19 protein-coding genes and 2 pseudogenes are annotated in these 19,761 nt (G+C 72.1%); 9 read left to right on the top strand and 12 right to left on the bottom strand.

What is annotated here, in order from left to right; translation table 11 throughout:
* Positions 1-39 precede the first annotated feature (39 nt).
* The gene (locus KUM40_RS09615) at positions 40-1,131 is read right to left on the bottom strand and encodes a bifunctional succinyldiaminopimelate transaminase/glutamate-prephenate aminotransferase (protein WP_217165052.1); all 1,092 of its coding nucleotides are present in this window, start codon (positions 1,129-1,131) and stop codon (positions 40-42) included.
* Positions 1,132-1,266: 135 nt separating this feature from the next.
* Positions 1,267-1,587 (bottom strand): ferredoxin, encoded by a 321-nt coding sequence (gene fdxA, locus KUM40_RS09610; RefSeq protein ID WP_217165050.1) that lies wholly within the window; start codon positions 1,585-1,587, stop codon positions 1,267-1,269.
* A gap of 140 nt (positions 1,588-1,727) precedes the next feature.
* Here fdxA and KUM40_RS09605 point away from each other — a divergent pair, with 140 nt between their 5' ends.
* A complete protein-coding gene (locus KUM40_RS09605) occupies positions 1,728-2,738 on the top strand; it encodes a GNAT family N-acetyltransferase (RefSeq protein WP_217165048.1) in 1,011 nt (336 codons plus the stop codon).
* Positions 2,739-2,817: 79 nt separating this feature from the next.
* Complete coding sequence (locus tag KUM40_RS09600; RefSeq protein ID WP_217165046.1) at positions 2,818-3,699, top strand: transglutaminase-like domain-containing protein; 882 nt, start codon at positions 2,818-2,820, stop codon at positions 3,697-3,699.
* Between the two features lie 9 nt (positions 3,700-3,708).
* Here the strand turns inward: KUM40_RS09600 and KUM40_RS09595 are convergent, their stop codons facing one another.
* The 7 genes from KUM40_RS09595 to mshB form a co-directional block, all read right to left on the bottom strand.
* Positions 3,709-4,323, bottom strand: coding sequence for a response regulator transcription factor (locus KUM40_RS09595; RefSeq protein WP_217165044.1), 615 nt, complete (start codon positions 4,321-4,323; stop codon positions 3,709-3,711).
* Positions 4,320-5,510, bottom strand: coding sequence for a histidine kinase (locus KUM40_RS09590; protein WP_217165043.1), 1,191 nt, complete (start codon positions 5,508-5,510; stop codon positions 4,320-4,322). The genes KUM40_RS09595 and KUM40_RS09590 overlap by 4 nt, the downstream gene beginning before the upstream one ends.
* Positions 5,507-6,247 carry an ABC transporter permease gene (locus KUM40_RS09585; protein ID WP_217165041.1) on the bottom strand — a complete coding sequence of 247 codons (741 nt, stop codon included), beginning with the start codon at positions 6,245-6,247 and terminating at the stop codon, positions 5,507-5,509. The genes KUM40_RS09590 and KUM40_RS09585 overlap by 4 nt, the downstream gene beginning before the upstream one ends.
* Complete coding sequence (locus KUM40_RS09580; protein WP_217165039.1) at positions 6,244-7,197, bottom strand: ABC transporter ATP-binding protein; 954 nt, start codon at positions 7,195-7,197, stop codon at positions 6,244-6,246. Before KUM40_RS09580 ends, KUM40_RS09585 begins: the two co-directional genes overlap by 4 nt.
* Positions 7,198-7,364: 167 nt before the next feature.
* Positions 7,365-9,863, bottom strand: coding sequence for a hypothetical protein (locus tag KUM40_RS09575; protein WP_217165037.1), 2,499 nt, complete (start codon positions 9,861-9,863; stop codon positions 7,365-7,367).
* Positions 9,864-10,019: 156 nt separating this feature from the next.
* Entirely contained in the window at positions 10,020-10,442 is a 423-nt protein-coding gene (locus KUM40_RS09570) for a DUF6113 family protein (RefSeq protein ID WP_217165034.1), read from the bottom strand.
* Positions 10,439-11,332, bottom strand: coding sequence for an N-acetyl-1-D-myo-inositol-2-amino-2-deoxy-alpha-D-glucopyranoside deacetylase (gene mshB, locus KUM40_RS09565; protein ID WP_217165033.1), 894 nt, complete (start codon positions 11,330-11,332; stop codon positions 10,439-10,441). The genes KUM40_RS09570 and mshB overlap by 4 nt, the downstream gene beginning before the upstream one ends.
* A 226-nt stretch (positions 11,333-11,558) precedes the next feature.
* Between mshB and KUM40_RS09560 the strand changes: the two genes are divergently transcribed.
* Positions 11,559-12,620: an intradiol ring-cleavage dioxygenase gene (locus tag KUM40_RS09560; RefSeq protein ID WP_217165023.1), complete on the top strand. Its 1,062-nt coding sequence runs from the start codon at positions 11,559-11,561 to the stop codon at positions 12,618-12,620.
* A gap of 28 nt (positions 12,621-12,648) precedes the next feature.
* Here the strand turns inward: KUM40_RS09560 and KUM40_RS09555 are convergent, their stop codons facing one another.
* The 3 genes and pseudogenes from KUM40_RS09555 to KUM40_RS09545 form a co-directional block, all read right to left on the bottom strand.
* Complete coding sequence (locus KUM40_RS09555) at positions 12,649-14,883, bottom strand: DUF6351 family protein (protein WP_308401101.1); 2,235 nt, start codon at positions 14,881-14,883, stop codon at positions 12,649-12,651.
* Positions 14,884-14,996: 113 nt separating this feature from the next.
* Positions 14,997-15,356: a hypothetical protein gene (locus KUM40_RS09550; RefSeq protein ID WP_374227361.1), complete on the bottom strand. Its 360-nt coding sequence runs from the start codon at positions 15,354-15,356 to the stop codon at positions 14,997-14,999.
* A 74-nt stretch (positions 15,357-15,430) separates the two neighbouring features.
* Positions 15,431-15,607: pseudogene (locus tag KUM40_RS09545) on the bottom strand (helix-turn-helix domain-containing protein); the annotation flags it as partial.
* A gap of 76 nt (positions 15,608-15,683) precedes the next feature.
* Between KUM40_RS09545 and KUM40_RS09540 the strand changes: the two are divergent.
* From KUM40_RS09540 to KUM40_RS41175, 6 genes and pseudogenes are all read left to right on the top strand, one after another.
* The gene (locus KUM40_RS09540) at positions 15,684-16,256 is read left to right on the top strand and encodes an IS607 family transposase (protein ID WP_217165019.1); all 573 of its coding nucleotides are present in this window, start codon (positions 15,684-15,686) and stop codon (positions 16,254-16,256) included.
* Positions 16,257-17,711: an IS607 family element RNA-guided endonuclease TnpB gene (gene tnpB / locus KUM40_RS09535; protein WP_217165017.1), complete on the top strand. Its 1,455-nt coding sequence runs from the start codon at positions 16,257-16,259 to the stop codon at positions 17,709-17,711.
* A gap of 606 nt (positions 17,712-18,317) precedes the next feature.
* Positions 18,318-18,653: a hypothetical protein gene (locus KUM40_RS09530; RefSeq protein ID WP_217165015.1), complete on the top strand. Its 336-nt coding sequence runs from the start codon at positions 18,318-18,320 to the stop codon at positions 18,651-18,653.
* 30 nt (positions 18,654-18,683) lie between these two features.
* Positions 18,684-19,031 carry a hypothetical protein gene (locus KUM40_RS09525; protein WP_217165013.1) on the top strand — a complete coding sequence of 116 codons (348 nt, stop codon included), beginning with the start codon at positions 18,684-18,686 and terminating at the stop codon, positions 19,029-19,031.
* A complete protein-coding gene (locus KUM40_RS09520) occupies positions 19,028-19,351 on the top strand; it encodes a hypothetical protein (protein ID WP_217165011.1) in 324 nt (107 codons plus the stop codon). The genes KUM40_RS09525 and KUM40_RS09520 overlap by 4 nt, the downstream gene beginning before the upstream one ends.
* Before the next feature lie 240 nt (positions 19,352-19,591).
* A pseudogene (locus KUM40_RS41175) lies at positions 19,592-19,690 on the top strand (transcriptional regulator); the annotation flags it as partial.
* Positions 19,691-19,761 lie beyond the last annotated feature (71 nt).

Genomic DNA, 19,761 nt, shown 5'->3' with positions numbered 1-19,761 from the left:
GGGCCCCGGCGTCTCGCGTACGGCTACAGGCACTGCCGGTTACAGGCGTCGCACCGCCTCGGCGACGCGCTCGTCCGTCGCGGTCAGGGCCACCCGGACGAAGTGCTCGCCGGCCGGGCCGTAGAAGTCGCCGGGAGCCACCAGGATGCCGCGTTCGGCCAGGTGGGCGACCGTGTCCCAGCAGGACTCGTCGCGGGTGGCCCAGAGGTAGAGGCTCGCCTCGCTGTGCTCGATGCGGAAGCCGTGGCCGAGCAGGGCCTCCCGCAGCACCGCGCGGCGGGCCGTGTAGCGCTCGCGCTGGACGCGGACGTGCTCGTCGTCGCCGAGGGCGGCCACCACGGCCGCCTGGGTCGGCGCCGACGTCATCATGCCGCCGTGCTTGCGGATCTCCAGGAGCGGCCCCAGGACCGCCGGGTCGCCGGCCAGGAAGGCCGCGCGGTAGCCCGCGAGGTTGGAGCGCTTGGAGAGGGAGTGGACGGCGACCAGGCCGTCGTAGGAGCCGCCGTTGACGTCTGGGTGCAGGACCGAGACGGGGTCGGCCTCCCAGCCCAGCTCCAGGTAGCACTCGTCGGAGACGACGAGGACGCCGTGCTCGCGGGCCCAGGCCACGATCCGGGTCAGGTCGGCCTTGGACAGGACCCTGCCGGTCGGGTTCGACGGGGAGTTCAGCCACAGGAGCTTCAGCCCCGCCGGGTCCAGCTCTGTCGGGTCCTCGTACGCCTCGTACTGGGCGCGGGCCAGGCGCGCGCCGACCTCGTAGGTCGGGTAGGCCAGGCGCGGAAAGGCCACCCGGTCGCCGGGGCCGAGACCGAGCTGGGTCGGGAGCCAGGCGACGAGTTCCTTGGAGCCCACGATGGGGAGCACGTGGCGGTGGGTGACGTCGCGGGCGCCGAGCCGCCGCCGCACCCAGCCGGTGATCGCGTCGCGCAGCGCCGGGGTGCCCCAGACGGTCGGGTAGCCCGGGGAGTCCGCCGCGTCGACCAGGGCCTTCTGGATCAGCTCGGGGACCGGGTCGACCGGGGTGCCGACCGAGAGGTCGACGATGCCGCCGGGATGGGCTGCGGCCGTCTTCTTGTACGGCTCCAGCTTGTCCCAGGGGAAGGTGGGAAGGCGCTCGGAGACTGCGGACACGGTGGGTGGCTCCCTTTCCTGCTCGGCTTCCTGGTAGGCGCGGCGCCCGGTACGGCAAACGCCTCGGCCCCGTACCGCGCCGATCGAGGACGATCGGGCCGTACGGGACCGAGGCGGCGCGCGTGCGGGCCGCTCTTACTGGTTCTGCGGCGGCAGCGCGGCGACGAAGGGATGGTCGCGCTCGATCAGCCCCAGCTTGCTGGCGCCGCCCGGTGAGCCGAGCTCGTCGAAGAACTCGACGTTCGCCTTGTAGTAGTCCTTCCACTCCTCCGGAGTGTCGTCTTCGTAGAAGATCGCCTCGACCGGGCAGACCGGCTCACAGGCACCACAGTCGACGCATTCGTCCGGGTGGATGTACAAGGACCGCTGGCCCTCGTAGATGCAGTCGACCGGGCACTCCTCGATGCACGCCTTGTCCTTCAAGTCGACACAAGGCTGCGCGATGACGTAGGTCACGCTGTCGTTCCTCCTCGATTGGGCGCCGGCGGGCCTCCTCAGGCTCCGCCGCCTGGCGCGCGGGAGCGCGGCGTCGTCGATGCCCGCCCCTAGTATCTCCGTTCTTGGGCATGATCCGAACAGGAGGGGTGAACCGACCCGTGGAAATCTCCGCCGCAGGGCGTCTTGAGGTCCGTATCACCACTGCTGACGTGGGCAAACGGGTCTCCGTGCGGTCCTTGAGCGAACCGGGTGTCGCGAGTGAGAAGTTCACCGACACGGTGGGCGTTCTCACATCATGGACCGAAGGTGTGCTGCTGATCACACGGAAGAGTGGCGAATCCGTCCGTGTCGCCCAGTCCGCGCTGGTCGCCGGGAAGGTCGTGCCGCCCGCTCCCGCCCGCCGTCGCGGCACTCCCGCCGCGTCCTACGAGGAGCTGGCGCGGGTCGCGGCGCGGGCCTGGCGGCCGGTGGAGAGCGAGCGGCTCGGCGAGTGGGAGCTGCGGGCGGCGGCGGGCTTCACCCGACGGGCCAATTCCGTACTGCCGCTCGGCGATCCGGGGCTGCCCCTCGACGAGGCGCTGACGGCCGTACGGCGCTGGTACGGCGAGCGGGGGCTGCCCGCCTACGTCCAGACCGCGACCGGCGCCGAGGGCACGCAGGAGCTGCTGTGCGCGGAGCTGGAGCGGCGGGGCTGGGTGCGGGAGGTGACGGCCGAGCTGTGGACCGGGGGGCTCGCAGCGGTCGCCGACACGGCCGAGGGCACCGGTGTGCTCCTGTCCCGGGAGGCGGACGAGGCCTGGCTGTCGCGGTATCAGCGCAAGGGCGTCGGCGAGGTGGCCCTGCGGGTGCTGGGCGGCGGGCCGTCGGTGTGGTTCGCGACGGTGCCCGGTGCGGACGCCCCGGCGGCGATCGGGCGGTGTGTCGTGGACGGGCGGTGGGCCTCCTTCGCCGCCGTCGAGGTCGACCCGGCGCAGCGGCGTCGGGGGCTCGCGACCGAGGTGATGGCCGCGCTGGCCCGGCGGGCGCTCGAGGAGGGCGCCTCGGCGGCGTGGCTCCAGGTGGAGACGGACAACGCGGGGGCCCGCGCGCTGTACGCGGGGATGGGCTTCACCACGCACCACGCGTACCACCACTACCGGGAGCCCGCGAACGCCGGGACGGACCGGTAACCAGTCGCCAGGACGGACCGGGTGACGAGACGCCGGGACGGACCGGTAGCCGATCGCCGCGAAAGGGCAAGAGCCAGCCATGCATCACTCCCAGCCCCCTCACCCCCCGTCGCCGGAACGCTCGGCCGAACTGCGGCGGCGGTTCGCCGAAGAGGCGCGCTCCGAGCGGCCCGACCTGTCGACGCTGTGCCTGCTGGTGGGCGGGGAGGGCGACGGGACGCTGGACGAGGCGGGTCTCGACGCCGCGCAGGTGGAGCTGGACCGGCTGGCCGGAGAGCTGCCGTTCCGGCCGGGCACGCCGCAGGCCTGGGCGACGGCGCTGCGGGACCTGCTCGGCGGGCGGTACGGGTTCCACGGGGTCGCCGCGGACTATCAGCGGCTGGAGTCGTCGTTGCTGCACGAGGTGCTGCGGCGGCGGCGCGGGCTGCCGATCCTGCTGTCGGTGGTGTGGCTGGAGGTGGCCCGGCGGGCGGGGGCGCCGGTGTACGGGGTCGCGTTGCCGGGGCACTTCGTGATCGGGTTCGGGGAGGAGTTCGGTCCGGAACTCGGGGCGGAGGAGCGGGTGCTCGCCGATCCGTTCGACGGGGGGCGGCTGCTCAGCGGGAAGGACGCGGAGGTGCTGGTCGCCGGGGCGACGGGGGCGGAACTGCGGCCGTCCATGCTGGAGCCCGCGGCGCCGTTGGACGTCGTGTCGCGGATCCTGAACAACATCCGGGCGTGGGCTGCGGGCCGGCCGGAGCAGTCGGCGATCGGGCTGTGGGCGATCGAGCTGGCGCTGCTGCTGCCGGCGCATGCGGCTCGGTTGCGGTACGAGCGGGCGCGGTTGTTGGTGCAGCGGGGGGAGTTCTCGGCGGGGGCCGGGGAGTTGGAGGCGTATGCGGAGGTTGTGGGGGCGGTGGACGACGAGGCCGCGGAGCAGGTGCGGGGGGAGGCGCGGGTGGCTCGCGCGATGCTGAACTGAACGCGTGTTCTACAGCCAGCCCTTGTTTCTGGCTGTCTGGACTGCTTCTGCCCTGTTTCTGACCGCCAGTTTCTGGATGGCCGTGGAGAGGTAGTTGCGGACCGTGCCCTGGGACAGGTGGAGGGCGGCGGCGAGTTCGGCGTTGGTGGAGCCGTCGGCGGCGGCGCGGAGGATCTCGCGTTCGCGGTCGGTGAGGGGGTTGGCGCCCTCGGCGAGGGCCGCCGCCGCGAGGGTGGGGTCGATGACCCGCTCCCCCGCCAGCACCTTGCGTACGGCTTCGGCGAGTTGGGCTGCCGGGGCGTCCTTGACCAGGAAGGCGTCGGCGCCGGACTCCATGGCGTCGCGCAGGTAGCCGGGGCGGCCGAAGGTGGTGAGGACGACCAGCTTCACGGCCGGGAGCTCCCGGTGGAGCAGAGCCGCCGCCTCGATGCCGGTCGCGCCGGGCATCTCGATGTCCAGCAGGGCCACGTCCACGCCGTGGGCACGGGCGGCGTCCAGCACCTCGTCGCCGCGGGCCACCTGGGCGACGACCTCGATGTCCTCCTCCAGGCCGAGCAGGGCGGCCAGGGCCTCGCGGACCATCGCCTGGTCCTCCGCCAGCAGGACCTTGATCGTGCGGCTCATGCCCCGGATCCTACGTCGGTTCCTACGTCGGTGGATGAGCCGGCCGGCACGCGGGCGACCAGCCGGAACCCCTGGCGGATCCGGCCGGCCTCCAGGGCGCCGCCCGCCTTCTCCAGCCGCTCGGTGAGGCCGGTCAGGCCGTTGCCGGGGTCGTTCGCGGGGCCGGGGCCGGGGCCTGGGCCGCCGGAGCCGTCGTCCTCCACCGACAGTTCCAGCACCGCCCCGTCCAGCGTCTGGCGGTCGAGCAGTTCCACGACGCAGCGCCGGGCGCCGCTGTGCCGTACGACGTTGGTGACCGCCTCGCGCAGCGCCCAGGCGAGGGCCGCCTCGGAGTCCTCGGGTACGCCGGTCAGGTCCGGTTCGCCGGGCAGTTCGGCGACCACCCCGGCGGCGGACAACGCGACCTTCGCGCCCGCGAGTTCGGCGGCGAGCCGCGGGCGGCGGTAGCCGGTGACGGCCTCCCGGACATCGACGAGGGCCTGGCGGCTGACCTGTTCGATGTCGGCGACCTGCTGGGCGGCCTCGTCGGGCTGGGCCGGAAGCATGCGGCCGGCCAGCTCGCTCTTCAGCGTGATCAGGGAGAGCGAGTGGCCGAGCAGGTCGTGCAGGTCGCGGGCGAGGCGCAGCCGCTCCTCGTTGGCGGCGAGCTGGGCGACGGTGGCCCGCGCCTCGCGCAGCGCGACGGTCGTGCGGATCAGTTCGCGTACGCCGGTCATGGCGAAGCCGCCCAGCAGGGCCGGGATGAGCAGCGCGCCGATGAAGGACGTGCCCTCCGGCACCACCAGCGCCAGCACCGTCATCAGCGCCGAGGCGCCCGGGATCGTCCAGCGTGCCATGCTCAGCGGCAGGGCGGCGCCGGACGCGATCGAGACGTAGACGAAGAGGACCAGCCACTCGCGGCCCAGGGTGAGGGCGAGGACCGTGGACTGGGCCGCGAGGACGGCGAGGGAGCCGAGGACGAGGTTGGTGCGGTCGCCGCGGCCGGTGCGGAAGAGCAGCAGCATGTACCAGACGACGAAGGCGACGAGGCCGGTCCAGCCGAGGACCTGGACGCCGAAGGCGTGACCGCCGTGCAGCAGGTCGCTGACGGGGGCGCTCAGGTAGACCAGCCAGATGCCGGTCCACAGGGCCTTGACGGCCCTCTGCCTGCGATTCTCCGGGCGCTGCCCGATGCCGACGCCGCTCACGCCTTCAGCGTGTCCTTCCGGTACAGCCAGGCCGCGCCGCCAGCGAAGAGCACGAAGTAGACGGCGAGGACGGCGAGGTCCTGTGCGTGCGGGGCGTGACTCTGTTCGATCGACTGCCCGAGGGCAGCGTACGCGTGGGTGGGCAGCCACTCGGCGATGTCGCGCAGCCACTGCGGGAAGGTGGTGGTGGGCATCCACAGGCCGCCGAGCATGGACAGGCCGAAGTACACGATCATCGTGATCGGGCGGACCGCGTCCCCGCTCGCCAGGTAGCCGATGGCGACGCCGAGCGCGGCGAAGACCAGGCTGCCGGCCCAGATCACGCCGGTGAGGGCGAGCCACTGCCAGGCGTCCAGGCGTACGTCCTTCACGGCCGCGGCCACGACGAAGACGACCACGATGGAGGGCAGGCTGACGACGGCGGCGCTCGCGGTCTTGGCGAGGACGTAGCCGCGGCCGGGGAGGGTGGTCAGCCGCAGTTGCCGTACCCAGCCGCTCTCGCGCTCCTTGGCGATGCGTTCGCTGTTGCCCATCAGTACGGCCGTCAGGGCGCCGAAGGAGGCCATGGAGACCATGAAGAAGGTGGGCAGGGTCAGTCCGGTGCCGTCGACCTCGCTGGTGCCGTCGGCGCTGCCAGCGATCAGCAGGAACAGGGCCGAGGGGTAGATCACCGAGAAGAAGAGGAACTTGCGGTTGCGCAGGGCGCGGGTGAGTTCGAGTTTGATCAGGCTGTTCACGGCTGCTTGGCCTCCTCGGCGGCGGTGAGGGCGACGAAGGCCTGCTCGAGTCCGAGGCCGACGACTTCGAGGTTGCGGGGGTAGAGGCCGAGTCCGTACACGGCGTGCACGGTGGCGTCGGCGTCGGCGGACTGGATGCGGACGGTCTGGCCGGAGCCCGCTGCGGAGCCGCTGTTCGACACCGTGAGGGAGGTCAGGTGGGGCAGGGCGCGCAGCGCCGGCTCGTCGATCGTGCCGTCCGGGCCGCCGTCCAGGTCGAAGGAGATCCGGCGGGCCCCCGCCCTGGCCTTGATCTCGGCGGCGGTTCCGTCGGCCAGCAGCCGGCCGCGGTGCAGGACGAGCACCCGGTCGGCGATGGCGTCGGCCTCCTCCAGGTAGTGCGTGGCGAACAGCACGGTGCGGCCCCGGTCGGCCTGTTCGCGCATGGTGGCCCAGAAGGCCTGGCGGGAGGTGACGTCCATGCCGGTGGTGGGCTCGTCCAGGACGATCAGGTCGCTGTCACCGGCGGTGGCGAGTGCGAAGCGGACGCGCTGGGCCTGGCCGCCGGAGAGCTTGTCGACCTTGCGGTCGGCGATCTTCGTGAGCCCGGCGCGGGCCAGCACGTCGGCGACCGGGTAGGCCTTCGGGTGCAGCGCGCAGGCGAGCCGGACGAGTTCGGCGACCGTGATCTCGTCCATCAGGCCGCCGCTCTGCAGCATGGCGCCCACCCGTCCGGCGACGATGGCCTCGCGCGGTTCGGTGCCGAACACGTGCACGGTGCCGCCCGTTCCGGTGTCGGGACGCCTGAGGCCGAGCAGCAGGTCGAGGGTGGTGGACTTGCCTGCCCCGTTCGGGCCGAGGAGGGCCACGGTCTCGCCGGGGTGCAGGGCGAGCGTCAGGCCGTCGACGGCCCGGACGTCGCCGTAGCTCTTGGTCACCTGGTCGAACCCGACCACTGCTGTCGTCGTCATGCCACCATCGTGGCCGCGGCGGGCGGGCGCCCGGCAGTGTCGGCGGTCCTGAGCGCCGGATGACAGATGTCATGCGGCCGTCGTACGACGTGAGACACGACGTGAGATACGCCACGACAAGGGCGCCCGGCGGGTGCCGGGCGCCCCTGTCGTGGCGTGACGTCGGCTCAGTTGGGGGTGGTGTCGATGACCGCCACCCGGTCGGTCTTGCTCTTCAGGGCCTGGCGCAGGGCGCCGTAGACGTCCTGGGGAGTGACGGCCGTCTTCTCACCGTTGCCGCGGGTGATGCGGACGCCGTCGAACGTCCCGCCGTACAGCTCCTTGAGGGCGTTGAAGTCGGGCTTCTCGACGAGCTTGCCGTCCACGGCCGTGACCCTGAGGAACTTCCACAGCGACTTCTCCGGGCTCATCGCAATGGTGTGCGCGGCGTCCGTCTGCACCGTCACCTTGGCCGACATGGCCGGCTGGGCGAACTCCTTCAGCATCCGGTCGACCTCGGCCTTGGAGACCGTGGGCTGCTTCGTGGTCGTCGGCACGTTCACCTGGGTGGCGGTGCCCGTCTCCACCTGCTCGCGGTAGGCGGCCGTCACGGCCTCGGTGGACTTGGCGACGTCTATGCTCTTGCCTGCCTTGCCGTAGACGGGGACGGCCTTGCCGGACTCGAACTTGATCGTGCCCTCGGTCATCGACCCGGCCCCGTCGGCGGCGTCCTCCAGGGCGGCCTGCAGCTTCTCCTCGTCGACGGGCATGACCGGGTCGACGACCCGCTTCTGGCCGAAGAGCGAGCCGATCACGGACACCGGGTTGTAGTCGCTCGTCGCCGCCGCGCTGGCCGTGGCCTGCGTGTCGAGCTGGAGGCCCGCCTGGTCGGGCTTCAGGGAGACGGTGTCGCCGCCCACCGTGAGCTTGAGCGGCTTGGCCGCGCCGGCGCCGAGGGCGTCGTCCAGCTTCTCCACGGCGTCGTCGCTCGTGCCGCCGCCGATGTCGACGCCGAGCACGGTGGTGCCCTTGGGCACGTCGGAGCGGTTCATGAGCAGGCCGGCGCCGTAGGTGACACCGGCGACGACGACCAGGCCGCCGACGAGCAGCGGGAGCTTCCTGCGCCCCTTCTTCTTGGCGGGCCTGGCGGAGCTCGCCGGCGGCGCGGAGACCGGCTCGGGCAGTTTGGGCGCCGTGTGCGGCGTGTGCGGTGTGTGCGGCAGCGGTCCGTCGCCGGGCGCGGCCTGGAAGGGCGCGCCGGGCTCGCTCGGTACGACGGGGATGCCGCTGGTGACGGTGTTGCCGGAGATGTTGTCCGGGTTGCCGTGGCCGGGGGGAACCGGGCGCTGCGGGGTGAGGATCGCGGTGTCGTCGCTGAGACCGCCGCCGGGGCCGGGGCGGGCGGCGTCGGGTCCCGCGCCGGGACCGGTACCGGGTCCCGCGCCGGGACCACCGGTGCCCTCCGGCCTGCCCGGGCCACCTGGGCCGCCCGGGCCACCTGGGCCACCTGGGCCACTGAGACCACCCAAGCCACCGGGAACACCCGGACCGCCGGGGCCACCCGGGCCACCGGAACCGCTGGGGCCACCCGGGCCACTGAGACCACCCGGGCCGCGCAGGGCGTTCGGTGCGGGCTCGCGTCGGCCGCCCGGCGCTCCGGGGCCGCCGGGCGTCCCGAGGCCGCCGAGGTCACCGAGGTCACCGACCGGGGGCGGCGTCAGTCGGCTGTCGCCGGTGGCCGGGCCGCTCGTCGGGCCCGCGGGGCGCTGGGTGCCACCGTACGGGGACTGCCCGTTCACGCCGTTGTGCTGGGCGCCCTGTTGGCCGTTGTAGGCACCGGGGGCCTGGTTGCCCTGTCCCTCTCCCGCGCCCTCCCCCGCGAAGTACGAGAGGTCGTCGCGGCGCGGCTCGGGGCCGGCGTCGGTACCCGGCCGGGTGCCGTTGCCGTTGCCGCCCAGCGGACCGGCGGCCAGCGCCTCGGTCACGTCGAAGGAACCGGTGCCGCCACCGTGGCCGGGCGCGACGGGCCCGCCGGTCGGCCCGGTCGGCCCGGTCGCCCCGGAGCGGCCGGCGCCGCCCGCGGACCCGGGCCGGGAGGCGCCGGGTGCGGGCATGGAGCCGACGACGCCACCGGGACGGCCACTCCCGCCGCCCGGTCGCGCACCGGCACCGGCACCGGAAGCACCCGCACTCCCGCCCGCGGGACCACCGGGGCCCGCGCCCGAACCGCCGGGCAGCCCGGCGCCGTTGGTGGATCCGCCGCCCTGAGCGCCCTTGGCCGGGCCGGACTTGCGCGGCGCGAACCAGTCACTGGTCGGCTTCTCCTCGGCCGGCCGCGCGGGCTCGGCGGGAGCCTCGGGGGCGCCCGTGGACGCGGCGGCGGCGCCCGGCGCCGGCGGCGCGGGTCGCTCGGCCGTCGTCTCCACGTCACCGGCGGCGCCCTCGGCGTCCGCGACGGGCTTGCGCACGACGACCGGCGGAATGGGCCGCGACCCGGGGATGTTGATCCGGATACGGGTCGTCAGCGTCGTCTCGGTCTTGCGCTCCTCCGGGCGCGCGGCCGAACGGCCCGCGTCCGCACCGGCGTCGGAAGCCGTGGGTGTCCCGTAGGGCGGGGTGCCCGACGGGTATGCGGCTCCGCCGCGCCCGTGGGGCCCGGAGGACGAACTGTCAGTTTCACGACTCAAGGCAGGTTCTCCCGGTTGGCTCCGCCGCCCGCCACACCAGCATGCGGGCGGCTCGGCGGCGCGCACCACCATACTGGCCACTTGTCGCGTGTATCCCGTGACCGCCGGGGAAACCCACACCGGACTCGCACGCCCGCGGCACGGCGAAGTAGTACGTCACTTGCGAAGTCGGACAGAGTCCCCGTCCGGTTGCCGCACCGGCGCGAGGGTGGCGCAGATCACAGCAACGGCGATCCCGCCGAGCAGGAAGAGATGGGAACCGCTGCCGGCGGCGAAGAGGAAGTCGCCCTCCGGACGGCTGGTGGTGAGCAGCACCACGGCGAGCGCCCACCCGACGGCCGGCGCGACGGCTCCTCCCCGGCGCCCCACGGCCCGGCCCGCGCCGACGCACAGCCCCGCCTCGGCGGCCAGCGCGAGCAGCAGCCCGCCCGGGAACCAGGCCGGCTGCACCAGCGCGCCTGCCACCCCGACGACGGCGCCGAGCACGAAGAGCCCCAGGTAGAGCGCGGCCCGTCCGAGTGAGGGCACGCCCAGGGGCTGGGCCAGCGCGGAGGTCGTCGGCTCGGTACGCCCGCTCACGAGGCCTCCCCGGTCTCGGCGATTCCGGCGAACAGATCACTCTCGCGCCCGTCCCCGTCCCCGCCGCCGCGCTCAGCGCGTTCACCGCGCACCAGCTCGTAGTACTCGGTGGTGAGGATCGGCTGGGCCAGTTCGTTGGAGAGGACGAAGTACGGTTCGGCGACCGTGATCTGCGTGGCGTGCGCGCGCATCGCGGCGGCCTTGGCGGCGGCGTACGCGGTGCCCTCGCCGTGGATCTCGGTGGTGATCCGCTCGTCGTCGACGACGCCCGGCACGTCCTCGGCACCTGCCGCCTTCTCGAACGGCAGGCCGGGCAGGTCGTCACGGAGGCGGGCGAAGGCGTCCTCGGCGTAGGAGCGCGGCACGCGGTTCCAGTAGACCTTCGCGATCGGGCACCCGGCCTCGGCCGCCAGTTCCGCCGCGCGCATGGCGATGCGGTGGGCCTGGATGTGGTCGGGGTGGCCGTAGCCGCCGTCCGGGTCGTAGGTGACCAGCACCTGGGGACGCACCTCGCGGATCACCTCGACGAGCAGTTCGGCGGCCCGGTCGACGTCGCCCTGCCAGAGGCAGCCGGGGTCGTCGTTGTCGGACAGCCCCGTCATTCCGGAGTCGGCGAACCGTCCCGGCCCGCCGAGCAGCCGGAAGTCGTCGACGCCGAGCGCGCGCATCGCGGCCGCCAGCTCACCCCTGCGGTGTCCGCCGAGGGCGGCTCCGGACAGGTGGGCCAGCTCGGGCGGGATGACCTCGCCCCGTTCACCGAGGGTGCAGGTCACCAGCGTCACGTGCGCGCCCTCGGCCGCGTACCGGGCCATGGTGACACCATTGTTGATCGACTCGTCGTCCGGGTGCGCGTGCACCAGCAGCAGACGCCGGCCGGGCAGTTCCGTCATGGGCTCCACCCTATGAGGCCGCGGGGCCGTCCTTGTCACACGGGAGGGCCCTTCGTGGCCCCGCACGTCGGAGCAGCGGGGCGACAGCCTTTCACAGCCGACGCACAACCCGCGCAGAGCCGGGTCATGGGTAGCGTTGCCAGGCTGACCGACAGGTCGGCACCGGCGCCCCGCTCCAGGAGCTCGGTGCGACCCCACGGACCTGTCACCTGACGGAAGGCGCCCCATGCGCAAGCCGAAAGCCAATCAGACGCCCGACGGCCCCGCCTACCAGGGGCGTCTGCTGCCGAACCCCGGGGAAGAGGTCGTCGACCAGGGACTCAACTTCGACCTGGGCACCCTGTCCCGCAGGCGGGCCCTGTCCTTCCTCGGAGGGATCGGCGGCATGGCGGCGCTGGCGGCGTGCGGCTCGGACTCCGGCAGCGGCACCAGCACGGGCAAGGCCACCGCCTCCGCGTCATCATCATCGTCATCGTCATCGTCGTCCGGCCTCACCGAGATCCCCGACGAGACCAACGGCCCCTACCCCGCGGACGGCACCAACGGAGTCCAGGTCCTGGACCAGGACGGAATCGTGCGCCAGGACATCCGCTCGAGCTTCGGCGACTCGACGACCACCGCTCCGGGCGTCCCCCTCACCTTCGAATTCACCCTGCTGGACGTCGTCGAGGACGGCCAACCGCTGGCCGGAGCGGCCGTCTACGCCTGGCAGTGCGACCGGGACGGCAACTACTCCCTGTACTCCAGCGGGATCGAGGACGAGAACTACCTGCGCGGCGTGCAGGTCGCCGACGACGACGGCAGGGTGAAGTTCGTCAGCGTCTTCCCCGCCTGCTACCCCGGCCGTTGGCCCCACATCCACTTCGAGGTCTACCCCGACCTCGACTCGGTCACCGACTACGACAAGCGACTGTCGACGTCCCAGATGGCCATCCCCAAGAGCGCCTGCGACACCGTCTTCGCCACCGACGGATACGAGTCCTCCGTCGACAACCTCGCCAAGCTCACCCTCAAGACCGACAACGTCTTCGGCGACGACGGCGGCGTCCACCAGCTCGCGACCATGAGCGGCTCGGTGAAGTCCGGCTACACGGCGAAGCTGACCGTCCCCATCGACACCAGCACCGAGCCCACCGCGGGCAACGCGCCCGGCGGCGGTGGCGGTGGCGGCCCCGAGGGCGGCGGTCGGCCCCCCAGCGGGGCACCGACCGGCGCACCGCCCAGCGGGGCACCCTCGGGAGCACCGGGCAACCCGGAATCGTCGGCACCGTCGGCGTCCGGCGGCTGACCTGGACCGATTCTCGTGAAGCCCGAGGTCAGGGCTGGTGGGCGCGGTTCGGCAGGGCCTGCCAGGTGCCGGCGAGCGGCTGTTGCTCACGTCCGGGACGGCTCCAGTCGCAGACGCCCGAGGGGAACGCGGCACGGAGCGCGCGCAGCTCGGCACGGCTGAAGTCGACCGCGTAGTCCGCCCTGTCGACCGGCCGCAGCCGACAGGCGATCACGTCGTCCGCGAGCGGGGCTCCCGCCGCGAGGCGGGGGGTCTCGTACGCCGGGTACAGCTCGCCACACTTCCCCCGGTTGTCCTGGTCGAGCCGCTGCTCGATCTTGCGGGGCTCGTCGTCCCGGGTCCAGCACGCGTCGGTCAGACCGGCCGGTTTGTGGGCGATCACCGCGTCTGCGGAGGGCCGCGCGGAACCGGCCGCCTGTCCGGCCCGACCGTCCCCGGTCAGCGAAGTCAGCGAGGTCAGCCAGGCGTCCATCTGCGTCAGCGCGTAGCGCAGGGCGGGGCTGCGCAGGCTGAAGCCGTACCGGTTGTCCTCCTCCAGCATGACCTGGTTGGCAGCGGTGCCGTTCGCCGCGATCAGCCGTGCCCGGGTCGAGAATCCGTGTACGGCCATGTGGATGTCGCCGCCGGGCAGGTCGTCCGTGTAGGAGCGGTGGCCGATGATCGGCGTGCTCGCCAGACCGCCGCCGCCCGACAGGATGCGGCCCGTGCGGTAGGCAGCGCTCGTCGCCGAGGCGTCCGCGCGCACGCGGCCGGTGGTGAAGTCGGCGTCCCGGTCGATGCCGCCGATCCTGGTGTTGAGGTCGATGAACTGAGCCTTGTCGATCTGCCCGGCGTTCAGCGCGTCGAGACCGTACTGCACGCCGACGTTGTCCAGGGGGCGCAGCGCGGCTCCGGTGCGTGCGTCGGTGCCGTACACGTTCACCGTGTGGTCGAAGACCGTGCCGCGCGCGCCGTCGGGGTTGGTCTGCGCGTCGTAGCGCAGTTCGGCGGGCAGGTTGGCGGGGAACTCCGCGTCCGGGTCGAGGCGTTTGGCTCCGTCACTGAGGTTGGCGATGCTCGCGTGCTCCCGGAATCCGGAGACGGCGCGTTGCTGTTCGAGGGTGAACGGTCGGGGAGTGCCGGCGTGGTCCTCCACGGACTCGCCCGTCGACGTGCGTGCGGCAGCCGTCCGCGTGAAGTAGTGATGCAGCAGCCGGGAGTCGAGAAGGGAGAGGTTCGTCGCCGAGGTGACGTCCGGGAAGCTGCATCCGACGATGATTCCGTCGAGCAGTCCGGGGTAGTTGTCGGCGATCTGGTGGCTCTGGTAGGAGCCTCCGGAGCAGCCCCAGCCGATGGTGAAGCGCGGCGTTCCGTAGCGTTCGGCGAAGTGTTCCTTGACCATCATCGTGGTCTCGGCGGCCAGGAGATCGTTGCAGTTGTTGCCGAAGACGTTGAGCGACGACGATGCGACGGCGTATCCACGGCCGAGCATCTCGGTGTCCAGGACCCCGCCGGTACGGGAGCCCTGCGTGTACCAGCCGCCCCGGCAGCCGCCGCCGAAGGTGTAGATCAGCCGTTCGTTCCAGCCCGGGCTGCGGTCGCTGCGGCTCGGTGCGGACGCTGCCGGGTCCGCCAGCATGGATATCTGGTAGACGGCGCGGTTGACGGTGCCGGTCTCGATGCGGATGAGGAAGGGCACGCGCAGCCCGGCGGTGGTGGTGGTCGTGGCCAGGTCGGCGGGTTCCCGCGCCGGGTCGGGCAGCGGTTTCACCGTGCCGTCCGTCGAGCGGTACGCGTAGTCGACGCGGGTGCGGATCGAGCAGTCCTCGTCGAGGGCGCGGCCGAGGGTCGAACCGTCGACGAGTTCGAAGTCTTCGGTGGAGCAGACGAAGGGCTGCTCGTGCGGTCCGCTGATCACCGGACCGGTCGTCGGATGGTTGGTCACCCGCACGGACGCTCGCCGGGCGGGCGAGCCCTCGACGGCGGCCGTGATCCGGTTCTGGCCGGTCCGCAGTCCGGTGACCAGGCCCGTGAGGGTGCGCGGGTCCCCGTCCCGCGCCGAGAACGCGTCGGTCACGTCCACGCCGTCACGGGCGACCCGGACCTGCCCGACGTCCGCCCCGCGCCCCACCTTCACCTGGACGAGCACGTCGCCGCCCGTGACCATGTCGGCTCGCGTGGACACCGTGTCGATGGAGAGCCCACGGCCCGGCGTCCCCGCCTCCGCCCCGGCGTCGGCGACGGAGGCGTTGGGCAGCAGGACCATCAGAAGTGCGGCTGCCACTAACGCCGGGATCACAACAGACCGTATCCGAACGTAACTTGACGGCTCAGCAGCACCTTTGCCAACAATTCTTCTCATCGTTGACTTCTTCCCCTCGTGGACGAGGGTGACTCTCACGCTTCCGCGTCGGCGTCCCGGTAGCGCGGCAGGCCGCTCGTGGAAATGGTCCACTCTCCGATGGTGACGTCCTCGCCGTAGACGAAGCTCTTGCGCACCGCGTAGCGGGGCCCCTCCGGGGTGGAGTGGATGTCGGTGAAGACGGCGCCGGTGCCCGTGCGGGGGTCGAACGACCCCTCGATGTTCATGTCCTCCTCGGCGATCACCATCAGATCGGGTCGCCGCATCACACCTTGGGGCTCGTCCTCCACGTCCGGCTCACCGGTGTGCGCCACGATCTCTTCCGGCATCACCTTTTCCAGGCGCTTCCGGAGCCGCAGTGTGGTCAGCTCGTGGCCACCGCTGGGCGACGTCATGTCGTGGACAATCCCTTCCTTGGTGATCTCGAACTTGCCGGGCAGCGTGTCGTCCGAGGACTGAACAAAGTCACGCGCAGTGCGGCCGCGATACGGGTGGCGCCCTCGGGGAACCGGGCAGCGAGGGTCTTGATGTCGGCGGGGGCGCCCTTCGGCAGCGACTGGAGGTGCGTGCCGAGGCCGATGGCGAGGAGCGAGAGCTTCTGGTGCTGGGCGAGGTGGTTGCCGATCACCGTGAAACGGGTGGTGTGGGGGGGTGAATGCTGCTACAGATGTTCTAGTCATTCATAGTCATTTCTAGTTATGTGTCTCGCGTACTTTGGTCTTGTGAAGCTTTCGGAGTGGGCCCGTCGGCAGGGCGTGAGCTACCAGACCGCCTGGCGGTGGGTGAAGGACGGGAAGATGCCCGTCCCGGTCCGCCAGGCGCCTTCCGGTACGTGGCTGGTCGACGAGGTCGCCGTCCAGCCGTCCGGGCGTGTGGTGGCGTACTGCCGCGTGTCGTCCGCCGACCAGAAGGCCGACCTTGAGCGGCAGGCCGCCCGGGTCGTGTCCGGCGCGAACGGGCTGGGTCTGGCTGTCGCCGAGGTCGTCGCCGAGGCCGGCTCGGGGTTGAACGGTCGGCGCCGCAGGCTGCACCGGGTACTGTCCGACCCGCAGGCGGCGGTGATCGTGGTCGAGCACCGTGACCGGCTGGCCCGGTTCGGGGTCGAGCACCTCGAAGCCGTGCTGTCGGCGTCCGGGCGGCGCCTGGTCGTCCTCGACCCCACCGAGACCGCTGACGACCTGGTGCGGGACATCACCGAGGTGCTGACGTCGATGTGTGCGCGCCTGTACGGGCGCCGCGCGGCGAAGAACCGCGCTGCCCGCGCGGTGGCCGTGGCGACCGGCGAGGCCGCTTAAGTGAAGAAGTTCCGGCCGCAGCCCGGGTTCGTGGTGCAGGCGTTCCGGTTCGCGCTGGACCCGAACGCCGTCCAGGAGGCCGCGTTGCGCTCGCACTGCGGTGCGGCGCGTGCCGCCTACAACTGGGCTGTCGGCTGGGTGACCGCCTCCTGGTGGCAGCGCCGAGCGGAGGAGACGTACGGCATCGGCGAGGAGGAGCTGACCGAGTGGCGGCCGTGGTCGCTGCCCTCGCTGCGGAAGGCGTTCAACGCCGCCAAGCACACCGATCCGAGGTTCGCCGTCTGGTGGGAGGAAAACTCCAAGGAGGCGTACTCCACCGGGCTGGCAGGCGCCGCTGCCGCGTTCGACAACTACGCGAAGTCCAAGCAGGGCAAGCGGCGCGGCAAGCGCATCGGCGCGCCCCGGTTCAAGGTGAAGCGGAAGGCGCGCCTCGCCTGCCGGTTCACCACCGGCACCATCCGTGTCGACGCCGACGGCCGGCACGTCACCCTGCCCCGGCTCGGCACGCTGCGCACCCACGAGCCCACGGTGAAACTCCTCGCCCGCATCCAGGCCGGGACCGCTCGAATTCTGTCCGCGACCGTCCGCCACGAGCGGGGACGCTGGCTCGTCTCGTTCCAGGCCGAGGTCAAGCGCGACCTCGAACGCGTGGCGCGCCCGGACGTGGCGGTCGGCATCGATCTCGGCGTGAAGAGCCTCGCGGTCATGGCCGACAGCACGGGCGAGATCCGCACCGTCGCGAATCCCGGGCACTACGACGCCGCGCGCAAGCATCTGCGCCGCGCATCCCGCGTCGTCTCCCGCCGCCAGGGCCCCGACCGCAGGACCGGACGCAAACCGTCGAAGCGGTGGGAGAAGGCCAACGCCGCACGCAACCGCGTGCACCACCGGGTGGCGAACCTCCGCGAAGACGCCCTGCACAAGCTCACCACCACGGTGGCTGCCGAGTACGGCACCGTCGTGGTCGAGGACCTCAACGTCGCCGGCATGCTCCGCAACCGGCGCCTCGCCCGCCATATCGCCGACGCCGGATTCAGGGAGATCCGCCGCCAACTCGAGTACAAGACCCGCCAGCGCCACGCCACCCGCCTCGTGGTCGCCGACCGCTGGTACCCCTCCTCCAAGACCTGTTCCGGGTGCGGCGCGGTGAAAGCCAAGCTGCCGCTGCACGTGAGGACCTACCAGTGCGACCTCTGCGGCCTGGTCATCGACCGGGACGACAACGCCGCACTCAACCTCGCCGCACTCGCGGCAGCCAGCACCACTGGTACCGGAGTGGCCGGAGACCAGGACACCCCCCGGGTGTCGAAGCCTCGTGGAGCCGACCAGAAGACCCGCGCCAACCGCCCCCGCCGCAAGGCGGGAGCGGGGCGGGCAGGTGGCGCAACCCTGCCGCAGCAACGGCAGACAGAAGCGAGAGACCGTACTCAAACCGAAGCCCTCACGCTCTGGTGACGAGACGGACCTTCCCGGGCAGAAATGCCCGGAATGCTGAGACCTGACTACGGTCTCGGTAACGGTGTTGTCGTGCTGGAGCCCCCCGCCCGAGTACGGGGCGTGCCGGGGCGCCGGTTCGGGTGTTTGTTACCTGCGGGGCGGGCCTCGGCGCGCGGGGGCACGCTAGGGTTCTGAACAGCCATTTGGGAAGCTCTTCTCTTCCTCGGTGGTGAGGCCCTCGCATTGGGATTGCTGTCCCGGCGGGGGCCGTCTCATGTCTGCGGTCGTGGTGGTGCGTTGCCCTGAGCGTCGGGCCTCTCGTGCCCGGAAATCCAGCCGGACCGGCGATGTTCACCCGCCCGAGTGAGTGCGGCCACGGGCGGGAGGGTCGGGTTTGGTGGGGTTGCTTTCCCCCGGGTTTTTTGTCTTTCAGTCGTCGACGCCACCGAAGCGCGAGGACTCGGGTTCCGGTGTCGAGCAGCCCAGTGTGCAGCCCCGGCATCGGCTGGTCCTTGGCGCCGTTTCCTGCTCCGTGGCATGCGATGACACAGGGACAGGCATACGAGAGTGCATCCTCGCGGGATTGACTGTTGGGTGTGTTGCTCGTGTGCAATCCTCGGACGTATGAGTGCCGAGGACCTGCGATACGCACGCGATCTCAAGACGCCGGCGCTGACGGCCGTCGCCCATCAGCAGGAGGTGGTCCGACAGCTCGAGCAGGACGTGCGCCGGGAGCGGGAAAGGCTCGCCGAACTCGTATGCGCGGCCACCTCCAGCACGCCCGACCATCCGATTCCGTACGGCCGCATCGAGCACGTCGCACGACTCCTCGGCGTCAAGCGTGACCGTGTGGCCAAGATCCGCGCCGCGATCGCGGCTCGCCGGACCCGGGCCGGACGACCGTCACAGCAGACCACGCCGGAAGCAGCCGAGCCGTCCGTGCTCCGCACCGCCGCCTGACCGGCGCCCCGAAGGGAAACATCGCTCCTCATGACCACCGCATCCCTGAACAGCGGATCGTCCGTCCCCCCCATGCCCGAACGGACCCCGAAGGCCCTACGGGCCGCCATCGCACAGCACGCGCCGCAGCTCCTGGTCGACTTCGACCGGCACTGGCGCCGCGACATCGCCGACGCCTACGACCTGGCCCCCGTCCCCGCCTTCATGGCCCGCTGGTGGGGCGAGTACGCCCTCTGCCGCGATTCCGCGCTGGAGGCGCATGTCCACCGCCTGGAGGACGATGCGACACAGGAACCCGACTACACCCGCGCGAAGGCGATGATCGAGGAAGCCGGACGCATCCGCCGCGCCGCCGCCAAGGCGGAGCCCGGCCAGTGACCAACGACTTCATGGGCCCGCCCTGGCAGGCTGACTGGACCCAGGAAGCCGAGGACAACCGCAACGCCCTGCCCGACGAGGGCCGCGATCTGGTGGACGCCGCCCGCGCCGAACTCGTCACCGCGCACGACCCGTACTTCCGGGGCATCGACACGGACCGGGACCTGCCGCCGGGCATGAGCGTGGAGCCCGTCCAGTCGACCCGTCCCGGCGGCGAACACGTCCTCTACTTCGGCCACGGCCGAGGCTGGCTGCGCTACCACTTCACACCGCGCGCCACCGACCCGCAGATCATCATCGACGAGTGCTTCTGGCGGTGACGTCAATGGGCGGCTGACGGCCGGCAGGCCCCTCCCCGACTCACCCTCCGCCTCCGGTACTTGTGGGGCAGGCGGCCGTGGGTGGGTGGCTGCGTTGGCAGCCAGTTCCGCGATGACATGACTCGCCCGCTCGTGCGGGAGCCCACAGCTCCGGAGCGTGTCCATGGCGAGCGGGCGGGCGAGGTGGGCACCGCGGGGTGGACGACGGCAGCATGCTGAAGTTCCGGACGACACTGTCGGGCACTGGCCGTTGTGGCCACGGCGGGACGGCAGTTGAGGCTACGTCGGGAGGCGGCCGGCCTACGGGTCAACGACTTCGCCGTGGCGGCCGGGTACGGGGCGCAGCGAGGGCGACTCCTGCGTGGAGATCGCCGCCGCCGCGTGGGCCGGATTCCTGCCGTACGCGGCCG

The sequence above is a fragment of the Streptomyces sp. AC512_CC834 genome (assembly GCF_019049325.1).
In the GTDB taxonomy this organism is placed as follows: domain Bacteria; phylum Actinomycetota; class Actinomycetes; order Streptomycetales; family Streptomycetaceae; genus Streptomyces.
This window is presented reverse-complemented; position numbering and strand designations above follow the sequence as displayed.

Excerpts from the sequence above, each read along its gene's own strand:
- KUM40_RS09525 (WP_217165013.1), top strand. The coding sequence starts at position 18,684 with ATGACCACCGCATCCCTGAACAGCGGATCGTCCGTCCCCCCCATGCCC.
- KUM40_RS09580 (WP_217165039.1), bottom strand. The coding sequence starts at position 7,197 with ATGACGACGACAGCAGTGGTCGGGTTCGACCAGGTGACCAAGAGCTAC.
- mshB (WP_217165033.1), bottom strand. The coding sequence starts at position 11,332 with ATGACGGAACTGCCCGGCCGGCGTCTGCTGCTGGTGCACGCGCACCCG.
- KUM40_RS09595 (WP_217165044.1), bottom strand. The coding sequence starts at position 4,323 with ATGAGCCGCACGATCAAGGTCCTGCTGGCGGAGGACCAGGCGATGGTC.
- KUM40_RS09530 (WP_217165015.1), top strand. The coding sequence starts at position 18,318 with ATGAGTGCCGAGGACCTGCGATACGCACGCGATCTCAAGACGCCGGCG.
- KUM40_RS09550 (WP_374227361.1), bottom strand. The coding sequence starts at position 15,356 with ATGACGTCGCCCAGCGGTGGCCACGAGCTGACCACACTGCGGCTCCGG.
- KUM40_RS09600 (WP_217165046.1), top strand. The coding sequence starts at position 2,818 with ATGCATCACTCCCAGCCCCCTCACCCCCCGTCGCCGGAACGCTCGGCC.
- KUM40_RS09560 (WP_217165023.1), top strand. The coding sequence starts at position 11,559 with ATGCGCAAGCCGAAAGCCAATCAGACGCCCGACGGCCCCGCCTACCAG.